Annotated in this window: 14 protein-coding genes; 6 read left to right on the top strand and 8 right to left on the bottom strand. The window is 58.1% G+C overall.

Translation table 11 applies throughout. The annotated features are described in order from the left end of the window. Window positions 1–236: 236 nt before the first annotated feature. The 5 genes from SCU88_RS23090 to SCU88_RS23110 are packed head-to-tail and all read right to left on the bottom strand — an operon-like array spanning window position 237 to window position 3,536. Window positions 237–1,457: a secretin N-terminal domain-containing protein gene (locus tag SCU88_RS23090; RefSeq protein WP_175340215.1), complete on the bottom strand. Its 1,221-nt coding sequence runs from the start codon at window positions 1,455–1,457 to the stop codon at window positions 237–239. Next, window positions 1,408–1,791, bottom strand: coding sequence for a HofP DNA utilization family protein (locus SCU88_RS23095; RefSeq protein ID WP_175340010.1), 384 nt, complete (start codon window positions 1,789–1,791; stop codon window positions 1,408–1,410). The genes SCU88_RS23090 and SCU88_RS23095 overlap by 50 nt, the downstream gene beginning before the upstream one ends. Then, entirely contained in the window at window positions 1,788–2,225 is a 438-nt protein-coding gene (locus SCU88_RS23100) for a hypothetical protein (RefSeq protein WP_175340011.1), read from the bottom strand. Before SCU88_RS23100 ends, SCU88_RS23095 begins: the two co-directional genes overlap by 4 nt. Next, window positions 2,206–2,751 (bottom strand): PilN domain-containing protein, encoded by a 546-nt coding sequence (locus SCU88_RS23105; protein ID WP_168198755.1) that lies wholly within the window; start codon window positions 2,749–2,751, stop codon window positions 2,206–2,208. Before SCU88_RS23105 ends, SCU88_RS23100 begins: the two co-directional genes overlap by 20 nt. After that, window positions 2,748–3,536, bottom strand: a complete 789-nt coding sequence (locus tag SCU88_RS23110) for a pilus assembly protein (protein ID WP_175340012.1) — start codon at window positions 3,534–3,536, stop codon at window positions 2,748–2,750. Before SCU88_RS23110 ends, SCU88_RS23105 begins: the two co-directional genes overlap by 4 nt. 167 nt (window positions 3,537–3,703) lie before the next feature. On the opposite strand from SCU88_RS23110, the gene mrcA reads away from it, so the two are divergent. Further along, complete coding sequence (gene mrcA / locus SCU88_RS23115; protein WP_175340013.1) at window positions 3,704–6,256, top strand: peptidoglycan glycosyltransferase/peptidoglycan DD-transpeptidase MrcA; 2,553 nt, start codon at window positions 3,704–3,706, stop codon at window positions 6,254–6,256. 50 nt (window positions 6,257–6,306) lie between these two features. Here mrcA and nudE read toward each other — a convergent pair whose 3' ends face one another. Next, on the bottom strand, window positions 6,307–6,882 hold the full coding sequence (nudE, locus tag SCU88_RS23120) for an ADP compounds hydrolase NudE (RefSeq protein WP_138094534.1): 576 nt from the start codon (window positions 6,880–6,882) through the stop codon (window positions 6,307–6,309). Window positions 6,883–7,209: 327 nt separating this feature from the next. On the opposite strand from nudE, the gene SCU88_RS23125 reads away from it, so the two are divergent. The 5 genes from SCU88_RS23125 (at window position 7,210) to pckA (ending at window position 13,368) form a co-directional block, all read left to right on the top strand. Further along, entirely contained in the window at window positions 7,210–9,348 is a 2,139-nt protein-coding gene (locus SCU88_RS23125; protein WP_138094536.1) for an intracellular growth attenuator family protein, read from the top strand. A 56-nt stretch (window positions 9,349–9,404) separates the two neighbouring features. Continuing rightward, window positions 9,405–10,094 (top strand): GMP/IMP nucleotidase, encoded by a 690-nt coding sequence (yrfG, locus tag SCU88_RS23130; RefSeq protein ID WP_431810063.1) that lies wholly within the window; start codon window positions 9,405–9,407, stop codon window positions 10,092–10,094. Beyond that, on the top strand, window positions 10,091–10,492 hold the full coding sequence (gene hslR, locus SCU88_RS23135; RefSeq protein ID WP_138094538.1) for a ribosome-associated heat shock protein Hsp15: 402 nt from the start codon (window positions 10,091–10,093) through the stop codon (window positions 10,490–10,492). Before yrfG ends, hslR begins: the two co-directional genes overlap by 4 nt. A 22-nt stretch (window positions 10,493–10,514) precedes the next feature. Continuing rightward, window positions 10,515–11,393 (top strand): Hsp33 family molecular chaperone HslO, encoded by an 879-nt coding sequence (gene hslO / locus SCU88_RS23140; RefSeq protein WP_138094540.1) that lies wholly within the window; start codon window positions 10,515–10,517, stop codon window positions 11,391–11,393. Window positions 11,394–11,748: 355 nt separating this feature from the next. Further along, entirely contained in the window at window positions 11,749–13,368 is a 1,620-nt protein-coding gene (gene pckA, locus SCU88_RS23145; protein ID WP_138094542.1) for a phosphoenolpyruvate carboxykinase (ATP), read from the top strand. A 56-nt stretch (window positions 13,369–13,424) separates the two neighbouring features. On the opposite strand, the gene envZ is transcribed toward pckA, so the two are convergent. Beyond that, on the bottom strand, window positions 13,425–14,780 hold the full coding sequence (envZ, locus tag SCU88_RS23150; RefSeq protein WP_138094544.1) for a two-component system sensor histidine kinase EnvZ: 1,356 nt from the start codon (window positions 14,778–14,780) through the stop codon (window positions 13,425–13,427). Continuing rightward, window positions 14,777–15,496: an osmolarity response regulator transcription factor OmpR gene (ompR, locus tag SCU88_RS23155; protein WP_138094546.1), complete on the bottom strand. Its 720-nt coding sequence runs from the start codon at window positions 15,494–15,496 to the stop codon at window positions 14,777–14,779. Before ompR ends, envZ begins: the two co-directional genes overlap by 4 nt. Between the last annotated feature and the right edge of the window lie 81 nt (window positions 15,497–15,577).

A 15,577-nucleotide genomic window follows, 5' to 3' on the forward strand; every position in this document is an offset into this window, starting at 1 on the left:
CTCAAGGTAGTTTGGCAACCGAATAAATCAGCGTCGGGGCGCGAAAACCGCCGCAGACGCCATCGTCGCTACCAACGCAAGGGAAAGCGCCGGACTACCTGTCCCGGAATCGGTACACCTTGTATGATAATTCCCTGCCGCCGTCAAATTCCTGAGGCACATCTGCCGTAAAAATAGCATATCGCGCCATTCGTGCACGGATGAATCGCATTCTACCGGCCCGTTATCTCAATAAGTTATCCCTCTTTAAGCAGATGCGGTGTGATAAACACCACCAGTTCGCGCCGCTCTTTGCTACGCCCATCATGGCTGAACAGGTGCCCCAGAACGGGAATCGCCCCCAGTAGCGGTACGCTGTCTTTATCGCTCTGGCGCCGCTGCTGAAAAATACCGCCCAGCGCAATGGTTTCCCCTTCCCGCAGCTCTATCTGGGTTTCGATTTCCTGTTTATCGATGATGAGCGTTTCGCCATCAGCCTGTTTAAGTTTCTGGCCAGGCATGTTCTGACTGATTCTCAGCTTCAACCGAACCCGACTGTGGGGCAGGATAGTGGGCGTCACCTCCATGCCCAACACCGCTTCCCGAAACTCAATCCTGCCACTGCCCTTCTCAGTACCGGCGACCTGATAGGGGATCTCGCTGCCCTGTTTAATGCTGGCAGGCTGCTGGTGCGCCGCCAGCAGCCGCGGGCTGGCGATAAACGCCAGTTGGTGTTTCTGCTCCAGCGCCGACAGTTCTATTTCCAGCAGGCGCCCATTGATACGACCCACACTAAACCCGATACGGCTGCTGGCTGCCGCCACAGACAAATCAGCGCTCAATGAACTTCGACCCTCCGCACGGGCAGCGCGGGACCATTTGATGCCCAGCTCCCGCAGGCTGCTTTGGGTCATAGAGACGATATGCGCAATCAGTTCGACCTGCCCCATCGGACGATCCATCTCGGTGACCCACGAGCGAATACGCGGTAGCGCAGCGCGGATATCATCCACCAGCAGCCGGTTGGTTCGGGCATCTACGGTAATAGTTCCGCGAGCGCTTAATACATGCTCCCCGGATTCCCGTAACGCCGCAGCCAGCTCGCCCGCGCTGGCGTGGCTCAGGGGGAAGATCTCTCGCAGTAGCGGTCGCCTGTCCCGTGGCGTATTACGGGCAGCTTCCTGTTGTTCGGTACCCGGTGTTTTTCGTCCCGCAGGCCAGACGCTCACCAGATTGCCTTTACGCTCCCAGGCCAGCCCCGCAGCCTGGGTCACCGCGCCGAACGCCTGCTTCCAGGACAGGGCCGTCAGATGTAAAGAGAGCTTGCCTTCCACGCCTGGGGCCACCACCAAACTGACCTCCTGGCTTTCCGCCAGCGCCTGTAGCACCTGCACTACCGGCGCCTCATCCGCACTGAGTGAAACTTCATCAGGGACTGCCGCCAGCCCCGTGACGGCCCAGAGAAATCCGAACAGCATCAGGCTCCTTCCTGCCATAGCCTCCTCCTTGCGGCTCACGTTCCAGCACAATAGCCGGGCAGCGCGCCTGTGATTTCAGATAAACCCGACGTTCCACAATCTCCGTCACTTGCCAACCTGGCCAGGGAGTTTCGCCGTGATACAGGCGACGCCAGCCTTCCGGCACGGCGACAATCGCGACCGCACGCCCCCCATTGCCCTGCACCGTCGCATGCAAGCGCCAGGTGTGAAAAGGGACGGCGCAGGGATCCGGCAACGCCTGAAAAGGGTCGCGTAGCGTAGCCTGAAGCGGTACGTTCAATACCAGCAGAACCATCCATCGCCAGCGTTTCATTGTTCTGCCTCCAGCCGTAAGGTCAGGTTAAGCGCCGGGGCGCCAGGCTCCAGTTGAAATCCGCGCAGTACAACATCGCTTTCCGCCAGTAACCGAAAAAGCCGTGGCAAAGTCGGCCAATCCACCGAGAGGATCAGCACGCCCTCATCCGCCTGCCACGACGTTATTTGCCCGCCGCTGGCCCGGGCCAGCCTCAGGGCAGAAAAAGGACGCACTGGCGGCAGCAACGTCGCAGTGGTTTCCTGCTCCTGCAACCACATCTGACGTAGCCTGATACGCTGCTGCACCCACTCCCGATCGGCCTCACGCAACTGCGCCGCCGGGCCTGATGGTAGCGCCGTCATCCCGACCATCACCAGTCCCCATATAAAACCGCAGATCGCACGACGCCTGCGCGGCCCCAGTAACCAGTCGTCAAGGCGCGGCGGCATCATGACCTAACCCAAATTGCCAGGTGAACTGCCATTCACGGGGCCCTTTGTGTACCAGCGCCCCGGCGCGGGCATGGCGAAAATCTGAATGTTGACCGATCGCCTGCTCCAGAGCGCTTAGCGCATCGGAAGTGCGCGCCAGACCGGAGATGCGCCATCGACTTGCATCCCCTTCCAGCCGGGTAAGCCAGACGTCGTCAGGCAACAATCCCGACAGAGACAGCATGGCATCACGCCATGCCAGAACCTGCGCGCGCCTGGCATGCCGGCGCTGATTTTCCTGCTGTTGCGCCTCACGCTGACGCTGCCGAATATCGGCCTGTTCCAGCGCCTGCGTCAGCCATTCACGGTGTTGCCGATCGCTTTCGACCAACAGCATCTGGCGCCGGGAGTCCAGGGAGCCGAGCGCAATGCGATACCCGTGAACGGCCAGCATCGCCATCAGGCTCCCGGACATCACCGCCCCCCAGAAGCGCAAGCGCTGCTGCGCCAGACTGCGGCGCCAGGGAAGCAAATTAATAAGCCTCATTGCGGTAGCCTCGCCAGCGCCAGTCCCAGCGCGATCGCATAGCGTTCCCCCTGTTCCGGCAGCGGCGGTTGCAGACGAGACAGGACCCGCCAGGGATCAAATTCACGCACCTCATCGTTTGTCAGCTCGCCAGGCGAACAGCAGATCAGATGCCGGGCCGTCACCGACAGACGCTGGCACAGCGTCACGCAGTCGGGAACCTCCTGACAGGGAAGCGATCCCCAGCGGGCATGGCGAACCCATAGCCACTCCGTCGCCGTTCTGCAGACCAGGCAGGCATCATCGCTATCGTGAATAAAAGGCAAAAAGCTGAACAATGCGCAGGCTTCCGGCGCTATCGCCGTGAGCCTCAACCGGGCCTGCCGCATGCTTGCGACCAGCCGATCCACTTCGCTGGCGCGGGCCGCGGTGACCGCAAAACGCGGCTCACCGGGAACGGGGCGGAAATCCAGACACAGCATCTGTTCCGACATCTGGAGCTGACGCCCGGTCGCGCTGGCCACATAGTGGCTATACTGAAGTTCGCTCAACTCCGGTGGGGGCGCCGGGATCTCCCGTTGCAGCGTGCGGCGGGTGGGAAAGCCCAGACACAGGCAATAGCCCAACGGAAGCTGCCTGTGCCAGCCATTAAGTGCGACGCTCAGCTTTTCCCCTTCATTTTCCCCGTCGACAGGCAGCCGCCACCAACGCTGTAAGTACCACGCGCCGCGCCGCCGTGAGACCGCCACCGCCCTGATGACATCTTCCTGAATATCCACACCAATTCGCCAGTTACCGAACGCCATAAATGCTCCTCCCTGATGTCTGTTCTGAAATATGGCGACACCCCCACTAATTCGGGCGACGGAGACAGTCCGAATGACGACGGGTGTATCAAAGCGCCTGGCTTGCCTTTATACTACCGCGCGTTTGTTTATAAACTGCCCGGTCCAAACGAAATGGGAAATTCCGAGTGAAGTTCGTAAAGTATTTATTCATCCTTGCAGTGTGTTGCATCCTGCTGGGAGCGGGCTCGATATATGGTTTATATAAATATGTTGAGCCTCAGTTGCCGGATGTGGCCACGCTGAAAGAGGTACGGCTCCAGATCCCCATGCAGGTCTATAGCGCCGACGGTGAACTGATGGCGCAGTACGGCGAAAAGCGTCGTATCCCCCTGAAGTTAAACCAGATCCCTCCCCAAATGGTGAAGGCGTTTATCGCGACCGAAGACAGCCGCTTCTTTGAGCATCACGGTGTAGATCCCATTGGTATCTTCCGCGCCGGTAGCGTCGCTATGTTCTCCGGCCATGCCTCTCAGGGCGCCAGTACCATTACCCAGCAGTTAGCGCGTAACTTCTTCCTTAGCCCGGAACGTACCCTGATCCGTAAGATCAAAGAGGTCTTTCTGGCGATTCGCATTGAGCAGTTGCTGAGCAAGGATGAGATCCTGGAGCTTTACCTGAATAAGATTTACCTCGGCTACCGCGCCTATGGCGTGGGCGCAGCCGCACAGGTTTATTTTGGTAAATCGGTGGATCAGCTCACGCTGAGCGAAATGGCGATGATCGCGGGTCTTCCCAAAGCGCCTTCCACCTTCAACCCGCTCTACTCGCTGGAGCGCGCCACCGCACGTCGTAACGTGGTGCTGTCGCGGATGGAGCATGAAGGCTATATCACCGCCCAGCAGTATGCTCAGGCGAGCAGAGAGCCGATTGACGCTAACTATCACGCGCCGAAAATCGCCTTTTCCGCCCCCTGGCTGACGGAGATGGTGCGCCAGGAGATGGTGAAGCGCTACGGTGAGGACGCCTATAACGACGGTTATCGGGTCTATACCACTGTTAATCGCAAGGTCCAGCAGGCGGCTGAAAAAGCGCTGCGTGATAACGTGATCGCTTACGATATGCGCCACGGCTATCGCGGCCCATCGAATCAGTTGTGGAAAGTCGGTGAGACGCCCTGGCCCCAGAAAAAAATCATCAGAGAACTGAAAAAGTTACCCACCTACGGTCCCCTGGTGCCGGCAGTGGTGACCTCCAGCTCTCCTATAGAGGCCGTGGCACAAATCGCTGACGGTAGCGCCGTGTCCCTGAAGATGGAAGGCATGCGCTGGGCCCGCCCCTGGCGTTCTGATACTCAGCAGGGCCCGACACCCCGTAAGGTGACCGATGTGGTCCAGACCGGACAGCAGATTTGGGTGCGTAAGGTCGATGACAACTGGTGGCTGGCTCAGGTACCGGAAGTGAATTCATCCATCGTCTCCCTGAATCCGAAAGATGGCGCGGTACGGGCGTTGGTTGGCGGTTTTGACTTCAGCCAGAGCATGTTTAACCGCGCCACTCAGGCGCTGCGTCAGGTCGGCTCCAACATTAAGCCGTTCCTGTATACCGCAGCGATGGACAAAGGCTTTACCCTGGCCAGCATCATCAACGACGTACCAATTTCACGCTGGGATGCCGGGTCCGGCACCGACTGGCGACCGAAAAACTCACCACCTCAGTATGCCGGCCCTATTCGCCTGCGCCAGGGACTGGGTCAGTCGAAGAACGTAGTGATGGTGCGTGCCATGCGCGCTATGGGCGTCGACTACGCCGCCGAATACCTGCAGCGCTTTGGCTTCCCGGCGCAGAACATCGTACGTACCGAGTCTCTGGCGCTGGGTTCCGCCTCTTTCACGCCGCTCCAGGTTGCCCGGGGCTATGCGGTCATGGCTAATGGCGGTTTTCTGGTGGATCCTTACTTCATCACCCGCATCGTCAATGCTCAGGGCGAAACCCAGTTTGAGGCCAGACCGAAAATCGCCTGCCCTGAATGTAATCTGCCGGTGATTTACGGCGATACCCAGAAATCCAACGTGATGGAAAATCAGGACGTGGAGAATGTGACGACTTCTCAGCAGCAGCGCAATATGGGTCTTCCCCAGCCGCAGCTCGAGCAGGCGAATCAGGATCTGGTTTCCCGTAGTACGGCGCCAGAGTATGCGCCGCACGTGATCAACACGCCGCTGACCTTCCTGATTAAGAGCGCGCTGAACACCAATATCTATGGCGAACCCGGCTGGATGGGTACCGGCTGGCGTGCGGCCCGTGACCTGAAGCGTCACGATATTGGCGGTAAGACCGGAACCACCAACAGCTCGAAAGATGCCTGGTTCTCTGGTTACGGTCCGGGCGTGGTGACATCGGTGTGGATCGGCTTTGACGATCATCGCCGTAATCTGGGGCGTACCACCGCATCTGGCGCCATTAAGGATCAGGTTTCCGGCTACGAAGGCGGCGCGAAAACCGCGCAACCCGCCTGGGATGCCTTTATGAAGGTGATTCTGGAAGGGGTTCCTGAAGAACCGCTAACGCCGCCGCCAGGCGTGGTCACCATCAAGATCGACCGGGCGACCGGGCAGCTCTCTAACGGCGGAAACAGCCGCGATGAGTACTTCATTGAGGGAACCCAGCCCACGCACCATGCAGTGCGCGATGTCGGTACCACCATTATCGATAATGGCGAAACCCAGGAACTGTTCTGATTAACAAAAAACGCCCGTAACGGGCGTTTTTTTATGGTGCATTGAAAAAATCAGCCAGTCACCGCCGGCGGCAGACGCCCCTGGGCTATCAGCCACTCCCGCAGCAGGAACAGCGCGCTGATATTGCGCGCTTCACTGAAGTCGGGTTCGTTCAGCAGATCCATCATTCTGGCAAGCGGCCAACGCACCAGCGGCAGCGGCTCTGGCTCATCGCCTTCCAGCTTTTCAGGATAGAGCGATTCAGCCACCAGAATATTCATTTTGCTGGAGAAATAAGAAGGTGCCATCCCTACCTGTTTCAGGAAAGTCAGCTCGCGCGCGCCGAAGCCGATTTCCTCTTTCAGTTCCCGGTTCGCCGACTGCTCTACCGTTTCTCCGGGATCCATCAACCCTTTGGGGAAACCCAGTTCGTAACTTTCAGTGCCCACGGTATATTCGCGAATCAGCAGCAGGTGGTCATCGAGAAGCGGCGCAATCATCACCGCTTCGCGATCGGTAGGACGCATGCGTTCATAAACACGACATTCACCATTGCTGAAAGTCAGATCTACTGCTTCAATAGTAAACAGTCGGGAACGTGCGACCGTTTCGACATGTTGAATTTTCGGTTTTTGCAGATTACTCATCTCGACCGCTTTAGCAGGTACATTTCGGGCATTGTGCGACATGGCGCACGGTTTCGGCAATGTCAATTGCCTCTTATTTACATTTCTGAAACTTTCATATCACCAACCACGTATCACACTCCCCTGTCAAGTTATTGTTCCTGAAATGAGAATTTGCCGATGTAACCATCGAAGCGGCTCTGCTACCATTGCTCTACCGCTGGTATGCCTGAAAAATAATTCCTGTCACGCGTCATACCTGCCAATGATTATCTGTTTTCCAACGCGCTGGAAGGGTCACTGTTTGCTGCGCTTAGAGAAGAATATTGACGGTTTGACGGAAAAAGCATGAGCACTGTATCTTTTTTCATCGCAGCCATGCTGGCCTGTCTGGCAGTAGCCGGGTGGAGGTTCTGGCGTAGTCCGCGCTTCCAGTTGCGCAGGGAGCTGCACGCCTTCACCGGCACTACCACCCGTAAGCTGACGGGCGACGAACGTTCGGCGATTGAGAACTACCTGTCGTCGCTGTCACGCACGCGCCAGGAGATTACCCCAACCGGGGCCAGCACCACATCTGCCACTCTGGCGCTTAACGCCCTGAGCGACGAAGTGCTGTGCCTGACGCGCTCCATTACCCGCTACGGTCTGTCTACGGACGATCCCAACAAGTGGCGCTATTACCTCGACGCGGTTGAAGTCCATCTGCCCCCGTTCTGGGAGCAGTACATCACCGACGATAACAGCGTGGAGCTAATCCGTACCGACTCAATGCCGCTGGTGATTGCGCTTAACGGCCACAGCCTTCTGGAATATCAGCAGGAAGCCGATGCCTTCCCCGCCACGCAGCCCAATAACCGTCAGGCATCTATCCGCGGCGAAGAGAGCGAACAGATTGAACTGCTCAATATCCGTCAGGAGAGCCCGGAAGAGTATGCCCTGAGCCGCCCGGATGGCATGCGCGAAGCCTTTCTGGTCGTCGCTTCGCTGCTGCTAATGTTCCTGTGTCTGGTGACGCCGGGCGTCATTATTCCCTGGCTGTTAGGGGGAGCGTTGCTGCTGTTGGGGGCCGGTATGTGGGGGCTGTTTGCCCGCCCGGCTAAAAACACCTTGCGTGAGATCCACTGCTTGCGCGGTACGCCAAAGCGCTGGGGGCTGTTTGGCGAAGCCGATCGGGACCACATCAACAATATCTCGCTGGGCATCATCGATCTGATCTATCCTCCCCACTGGCAGCCGTGGATTACTCAGGATCTGGGGCAAAAGACCGATATTGATATCTATCTCGACAGGCATGTGGTGCGTCAGGGGCGCTTCCTGTCGCTGCATGACGAGGTGAAGAACTTTCCGCTACAGCACTGGAAACGTAATCTGACCATCGCCTGCGGCTCCCTGTTAGTGCTGGTGATGCTGACCATCTGGGTACCGCTGGAAATGCCGCTGAAGCTGACCGTCTCCTGGTTGAAAGGCGCCCAGACCGTTGAAGCTACCAGCCTGGAGGCCCTGGCGAAAGCGGGCGTCAGAGTCGGTGACACACTGCGCGTTAAGGGCTCCGGTATGTGCAACATTCATACGCCAGGCGCCTATCCGTCACGTCAGAGCTCCCCCTTTATGCCGTTCGACTGCTCGCGTATTGTCTGGAACAACGCCCGCCCACTGCCCGTGCCTGACTCCCCTATCGTCGAAAAAGCAACGGCGCTAAGCGATGCCGTGCACGCTCAGCTCCATCCGGAAACCCGGGAAGACAGAAAGGTAAACCCGCAGTTGGCCTCCGCCATTCAAAAGTCGGGTCTGGTGCTGTTGGATGATTTCGCCGATATCGTGCTGAAAACCCAGGCGTTGTGCACCGGGGAAGATGAGTGTACCCGCCTGAAGAATGCGCTGGTTAACCTGGGGAACTCCCGTGACTGGGCATCCCTGACCCGACGCGCCGACACCGGCAAGCTGGACGGGGTTAACATCACGCTACGCCCGGTTAGCGCGGAGTCGCTGGATAATCTGGTCACCACCTCGACCGCGCCGTTCTTTATGCGTGAAACGACCCGTGCCGCCCAGTCGCTCAACAGCCCGGCGCCGGGTGGCTTTATGATTATCAGCGATGAAGGTACCGATCTGGTGGATCAGCCCTTCCCACCAATGGGGCTCTATGATTACCCGGCTCGCGATCAGTGGCCGGAGTTCCGCCGCCTGGCCAACATGCTGATGCACACCCAGTTCAGTGCCGAAGGGATCGTCACTGGCATTCGTACCGACGCCAACGGTACCCGCCATATCACGCTGCACAGCATTCCGGATAGCCTGGGCCAGTGGCGTTTCGTGGGCACCACACTGCTGCTGCTGGGCCTGATTGTCAGCCTGCTCGCCAACTGCTGGCTCGCCGTACGCCGCTATCGCCGCAACCGCCACCGTCTGCAATCCATCCAGCAGTATTACGAAAGCTGCTTTAACCCGGTACTGCTGCCGGGGCCGGATATTCAACCGCGCTTCTGATCCCACCCGGCGACGGGTTATGCTAACCTGTCGCCCATCCCTTTCCCGCGCGCTGAATGGAGCCCGTTATCGCTATTTCGCTCCCCTGGCAGGAGATCGATACAATCCTGCTCGATATGGATGGCACCCTGCTGGATCTGGCCTTCGATCGCCACTTCTGGCTGACCCTGGTGCCCGAAACCCTGAGCCGGACCCGCGGTATTTCGCTACCGCAGGCCAGAGCGCTGATAGACCTGGAGTATCAGGCGGTGCAGCATACGCTAAACTGGTACTGTCTGGATTACTGGAGCGAGCGGCTGAGTCTGGATATCCGCGGCATGACCAGCGAGATGGGACCGAACGCCGCACTGCGCGAAGATACCGTCCCTTTCCTGAACTGGCTGCAGCGCCAGGGAAAGCGCCGGATTCTGCTGACGAACGCACACCCGCACAATCTGGCGGTGAAGCTACAGCATACCGGGCTGGGACAGCACCTTGATTTATTACTTTCCACCCACACATTTGGATATCCGAAAGAGGATCGCCGGCTCTGGCAGGCCGTTGTCGAACATACCGGTCTTGATATCCAAAAGACACTGTTTATCGACGACGGCGAACCCATCCTGGATGCCGCCGCCCGCTTTGGTATTCGCTTCTGTCTGGGCGTTGGCAATCCGGATTCCGGCATGGCGGAAAAACGTTACGCTCGCCATCCGGCGCTGAATGACTATCGCCATCTGATTCCACAGCTATCGGAGTCGTCATGAAAGAGAAACAGACTGAAGAGGTTCGCCTCGACAAATGGCTCTGGGCGGCCCGCTTTTATAAAACCCGCGCCCTCGCCCGCGAGATGATCGAAGGTGGGAAAGTGCACTATAACGGGCAGCGCAGCAAGCCCGGGAAGATTGTGGAACTGAATGCACGGCTGACGCTACGTCAGGGCAATGATGAACGCGAAGTGCTGATCAAAGGCATCAGCAGCCGACGCGGCCCGGCGAGCGTTGCGGTGCAGCTCTATGAGGAGACGGCAGAAAGCCAGAGCAAGCGGGAAAAAATGGCGCTGGCGCGCAAGATGAACGCCCTGTCGATGCCGCATCCGGATCGCCGCCCGGACAAAAAAGAGCGCCGCGACCTGATGAAATTTAAATATGGCGATGCTGACTGAGCGTCGCCCGGAGAGAGAAGTTATGTCCCAACACGACCAATTACACCGCTATCTGTTCCAGAACTATGCCGTACGCGGCGAACTGGTGACGGTTTCTGAAACCTGGCAGCAGATCCTGGAAAACCACGACTATCCCCAGCCGGTGAAGAATATTCTTGGCGAACTGCTGGTGGCCACCAGCCTGTTGACCGCCACCCTGAAGTTCACCGGCGATATCACCGTGCAGCTTCAGGGCGATGGCCCGATGAATCTGGCGGTGATCAACGGTGACAACCAGCAGCAGATGCGCGGCGTGGCACGGGTACAGGGTGAGATCCCGGAAGATGCTACGCTGAAGACCCTGGTGGGTAATGGCTATCTGGTCATTACTATTACGCCGAGCGACGGCGAGCGCTATCAGGGCGTGGTCGGTCTGGAAGGCGATACCCTGGCGGCCTGCCTGGAAGATTACTTCCAGCGCTCAGAGCAGCTGCAGACCCGTCTGTTTATCTGCACCGGCGAAGCTGAAGGCAAACCGGCCGCGGGCGGTATGCTGCTGCAGGTCCTGCCGGCGCAGGAGTCTCAGGCCGACGATTTCAATCACCTGGCGACCCTGACCGAAACCATTCGCGCTGACGAGCTGCTGACCCTGCCGGCTCAGGAAGTGCTGTGGCGCCTCTATCATGAGGAAGAGGTAGAGCTATACGACCCGCAATCGGTGACCTTTAAGTGCACCTGCTCACGCGAACGCTGCGCGGACGCGTTGAAAACCCTGCCTGACGATGAGCTTAAAGGCATCCTCGAAGAAGACGGTGAAATCGATATGCACTGCGACTACTGCGGTAGCCACTACATCTTTACGCCGGAGCAGATCGTCACGCTGCGTGCTGAAGAGAGCAGCTCCGGACATCAGTTGCATTAATCCCCTCTCGTTAATTCTCCCTCTCCCTTCAGGGAGAGGGCTGGGGTGAGGGTATCCGGCATGCGCTCACGTATAACAATGCCCTGATATCAGGCGTCGTTTCATACATTTTCCTGAGAAAGCGCTTACACTCACAAACCGCCTCCAAACTGCACATTTTTTTAACATATTCGGAATATTTTCACCGACACCGCGTAAAATGCTGGCATACTCTCGAGCAACTGTGACGGGCCTCACAGCGTTTGCCCCGACGCTGGTTTGTGCAAATTCACAAATCTATGATTCCGGTCGCGGTTAACAACCTCGAAACACCCCTACAATCTCAGGCAGTATAAGTTAGCTAAGGAGTAGTGAAATGGGCGCTAATGGCATGACCCCACAGGATCTCGCTCAATACGGTATTGTTGATGTCACCGAGATCGTCCATAACCCCGATTACGATACCCTCTATAAAGAAGAGCTCGACCCGAGCCTGGAGGGCTTTGAGCGTGGCACCCTGACCAACTCTGGCGCCGTCGCTGTCGATACCGGCATCTTTACCGGTCGTTCTCCGAAAGATAAGTACATCGTCCGCGACGACACCACCCGCGATACTCTGTGGTGGAACGATAACGCGAAAAGCAAAAACGATAATAAACCACTCAGTCAGGAAACCTGGCAGCACCTGAAAGGGCTGGTCACCAGCGAACTTTCCGGCAAGCGATTGTTCGTGGTGGACGCTTACTGCGGCGCCAACCCCGACACCCGCCTTTCCGTACGCTTTATTACCGAGGTCGCCTGGCAGGCGCACTTCGTAAAGAACATGTTTATTCGCCCGAGCGACGAAGAGCTGGCGAGCTTTACGCCGGACTTTATCGTGATGAACGGCGCGAAGTGCACTAATCCGCAGTGGCAGGAGCAGGGGCTGAACTCGGAAAACTTTGTCGCCTTTAACCTGACCGAACGCATGCAGTTGATCGGCGGTACCTGGTACGGCGGCGAAATGAAGAAAGGGATGTTCGCCATCATGAACTACCTGCTGCCGCTGCGTGGCATCGCTTCAATGCACTGTTCCGCCAACGTGGGCGAAAAAGGCGACGTGGCGGTCTTCTTCGGCCTTTCCGGCACCGGCAAAACCACCCTGTCCACCGATCCTAAACGCCGCCTGATCGGCGATGACGAACACGGCTGGGACGACGACGGCGTCTTTAACTTTGAAGGCGGCTGCTACGCCAAGACCATCCGTCTGTCGGAAGAGGCCGAGCCGGATATCTGGCGCGCGATCCGCCGCGATGCCCTGCTGGAAAACGTGACCGTACGTGACGACAGCTCCATCGACTTTGACGATGCTTCGAAAACCGAAAACACCCGCGTTTCCTATCCGATCTACCATATCGACAATATCGTTAAGCCAGTGTCGAAAGCGGGCCATGCCACTAAGGTTATCTTCCTGACTGCCGACGCCTTCGGCGTGCTGCCGCCGGTTTCGCGCCTGACCGCCAGCCAGACCCAGTACCACTTCCTGTCCGGCTTTACCGCCAAACTGGCCGGTACCGAGCGCGGCGTGACCGAACCAACGCCGACCTTCTCCGCCTGCTTCGGTGCCGCCTTCCTGACCCTGCACCCGACCCAGTACTCCGAAGTGCTGGTGAAGCGAATGCAGGAAGCTGGCGCTCAGGCCTATCTGGTGAATACCGGCTGGAACGGTACCGGCAAGCGTATCTCCATCAAGGATACCCGCGCCATTATCGATGCCATCCTTAATGGCTCACTGGACGACGCAGAAACCTTTACCCTGCCGCTGTTCAATCTGGCTATCCCCACTTCGCTGCCTGGCGTGAATCCGGAGATTCTCGATCCGCGCAACACCTGGAGCTCACGGGAAGCCTGGCAGGAGAAAGCGACCCAGCTGGCACAGCTGTTTATCGCTAACTTCGATAAATATACCGATACCCCCGCAGGCGCCGAACTGGTTAGCGCCGGTCCGCAGCTTTAACTGCCTCTGGGTAAAAAAAATGGTCGCCCGGGCGACCATTTTTTATGGGCGAAGTATCACTCCCCTTTCGGATGCGACGAGTGCCCTCCCGCCAGCGGCATCGGCAGCCAGGCACGAATACGCAGACCGCCCCGCTCGCTGGTGCCAATATCCAGAGTACCGTTATGGTTGTTCACGATACGCTGGACGATGGCCAGCCCCAACCCGGTGCCGCTGGTGCTGCGCGCGCTGTCGCCGCGCACAAACGGCTGTAGCAACTGATTAAGCTGTTCCGGCTTAATCCCCGGGCCGTCGTCTTCCACCTGGAACCAGGCACGGTTCAGTTCAGTACCGCTGGCTACCCGAATCCAGCCGTTGCCATAGCGGGCGGCGTTCACCACCATATTGGCTGCGGCGCGCTTGATCGACAGCGGATGGATATGCAGCGGAATCTCGCCGGGCTTCAGATCGGTTTCAATCTCGCGCTCATAGCCGCTCTCTGAAGCGACCACCTCACCCAGCACCGCGTTCAGATCAGCATCTTCCAGCGACACCTCCTGTCCGGTCCGCAGGAAGTCGATAAACTGCTCGATGATGGCGTTACACTCTTCGATATCTTTATTGATCGATTCCGCCAGGTAGCCATCCTGCTCGCCCATCATCTCCGTCGCCAGGCGAATACGGGTTAGAGGCGTTCGCAGGTCGTGACTGACCCCGGCCATCAACAGGGTACGGTCATCCGCCAGCTGTTTCACCCCGGCCGCCATATGGTTAAAGGCCCGGGTTACGGAACGCACCTCAGAAGCGCCGTATTCCCGCAGCGGCGGCGGAATAATCCCCCGCCCTACCTGCATGGCGGCGTGTTCCAGCTCCACTAATGGTCGGTTCTGAATACGGATAAACAGCCAGGCGCCGCCAATGGCCAGCAGCATAATCGCCAGGGTATAGCGGAACAGCGGCGAAAAATCGCCCTGATGGATCTCGGTCAGCGGCACCCGAACCCAGATATTGGGCGACAGCCAGGTTTTAAGCCACACCACCGGCGAGCTCTTATTGACCTCGACCCGGACCTCGGTAGGTCCCCCCAACTGCTGCGCCATCTGCTGACTCAGAAACTCATAGTGTTGCGCCCAGCGCAGTCCCGCCTCCTCGGCCGCCTCGTTAGAGTAGAGCGAGATCCCAAGCTCCCGGTAAATCTCACGCCGGAAGGCCGGCGGTACCACCAGTTGGGTTCCATCTTCCAGCTGCAGCTTATCGGTCATCAGCATACGCACTTCGTAGGCGAGGACTTTATTGAACTGCTGCAAACTGGGAAGAATGGCAAAGTTCAGCACCACCAGATAGGTCGTCACCAGGCTGACGAACAGCAGAGTGACGATCAGAAGCAGGGTGCGGGCAAATGAACTTCGTGGCGAGAAGCGCAGTCGCTTCATGCTTTAGAGCCGTCCGGTACAAAGACGTAGCCCAGGCCCCAAACGGTCTGGATATAACGCGGATGCGCCGGGTCCTCTTCCACCATGCGGCGCAGGCGGGAGATCTGTACGTCGATGGAGCGCTCCATGGCGCTGTATTCGCGACCACGGGCCAGGTTCATCAGCTTATCGCGGGACAGCGGCTCACGCGGATGACTGACCAGCGCTTTAAGTACCGCGAATTCACCGCTGGTCAGCGGCATCGGTTCATCTTCGCGGAACATTTCGCGGGTGCCCAGATTGAGCCGGAACTTACCAAAAGCGATAACCGCTTCTTCCTGGGAAGGGGCTCCCGGCAGCTCATTGGCCTGGCGACGCAGCACCGCACGGATACGGGCCAGCAGCTCACGGGGGTTAAAGGGTTTGGGAATATAGTCGTCGGCGCCGATCTCCAGCCCGACAATACGGTCGACCTCTTCACCCTTGGCGGTAACCATAATGATCGGCATCGGGTTGCTCTGGCTACGCAGTCGGCGGCAAATGGACAGGCCATCTTCGCCAGGCAGCATCAGATCCAGCACCATCAGGTGGAATGATTCACGGGTCAGCAGACGGTCCATCTGCTCGGCGTTAGCCACGCTACGAACCTGGAAGCCTTGCTCAGTCAGATAGCGCTCCAGCAGAGCTCGCAAACGCATATCGTCATCCACAACCAGAATCTTATAATTCTCTTGCATTGTTAAACTCCCAAAGGCTCTCTGTAGCAGAGTATTCTAAAAAAGCAGGCGCCCACCACCAGTTAAAACTGGTATATATTC

The organism is Jejuibacter sp. L23 (genome assembly GCF_050815825.1).
Taxonomy (GTDB): domain Bacteria; phylum Pseudomonadota; class Gammaproteobacteria; order Enterobacterales; family Enterobacteriaceae; genus Jejubacter; species Jejubacter calystegiae.

Bases quoted from the DNA above. Each gene is read 5' to 3' on its own strand.
- SCU88_RS23090 (WP_175340215.1), bottom strand. From the start codon at position 1,457: ATGCTGTTCGGATTTCTCTGGGCCGTCACGGGGCTGGCGGCAGTCCCT.
- SCU88_RS23095 (WP_175340010.1), bottom strand. From the start codon at position 1,791: ATGAAACGCTGGCGATGGATGGTTCTGCTGGTATTGAACGTACCGCTT.
- SCU88_RS23100 (WP_175340011.1), bottom strand. From the start codon at position 2,225: ATGATGCCGCCGCGCCTTGACGACTGGTTACTGGGGCCGCGCAGGCGT.
- SCU88_RS23105 (WP_168198755.1), bottom strand. From the start codon at position 2,751: ATGAGGCTTATTAATTTGCTTCCCTGGCGCCGCAGTCTGGCGCAGCAG.
- SCU88_RS23110 (WP_175340012.1), bottom strand. From the start codon at position 3,536: ATGGCGTTCGGTAACTGGCGAATTGGTGTGGATATTCAGGAAGATGTC.
- nudE (WP_138094534.1), bottom strand. From the start codon at position 6,882: ATGAGTAATCTGCAAAAACCGAAAATTCAACATGTCGAAACGGTCGCA.
- SCU88_RS23125 (WP_138094536.1), top strand. From the start codon at position 7,210: ATGAGCACTGTATCTTTTTTCATCGCAGCCATGCTGGCCTGTCTGGCA.
- yrfG (WP_431810063.1), top strand. From the start codon at position 9,405: ATGGAGCCCGTTATCGCTATTTCGCTCCCCTGGCAGGAGATCGATACA.
- hslR (WP_138094538.1), top strand. From the start codon at position 10,091: ATGAAAGAGAAACAGACTGAAGAGGTTCGCCTCGACAAATGGCTCTGG.
- hslO (WP_138094540.1), top strand. From the start codon at position 10,515: ATGTCCCAACACGACCAATTACACCGCTATCTGTTCCAGAACTATGCC.
- pckA (WP_138094542.1), top strand. From the start codon at position 11,749: ATGGGCGCTAATGGCATGACCCCACAGGATCTCGCTCAATACGGTATT.
- envZ (WP_138094544.1), bottom strand. From the start codon at position 14,780: ATGAAGCGACTGCGCTTCTCGCCACGAAGTTCATTTGCCCGCACCCTG.
- ompR (WP_138094546.1), bottom strand. From the start codon at position 15,496: ATGCAAGAGAATTATAAGATTCTGGTTGTGGATGACGATATGCGTTTG.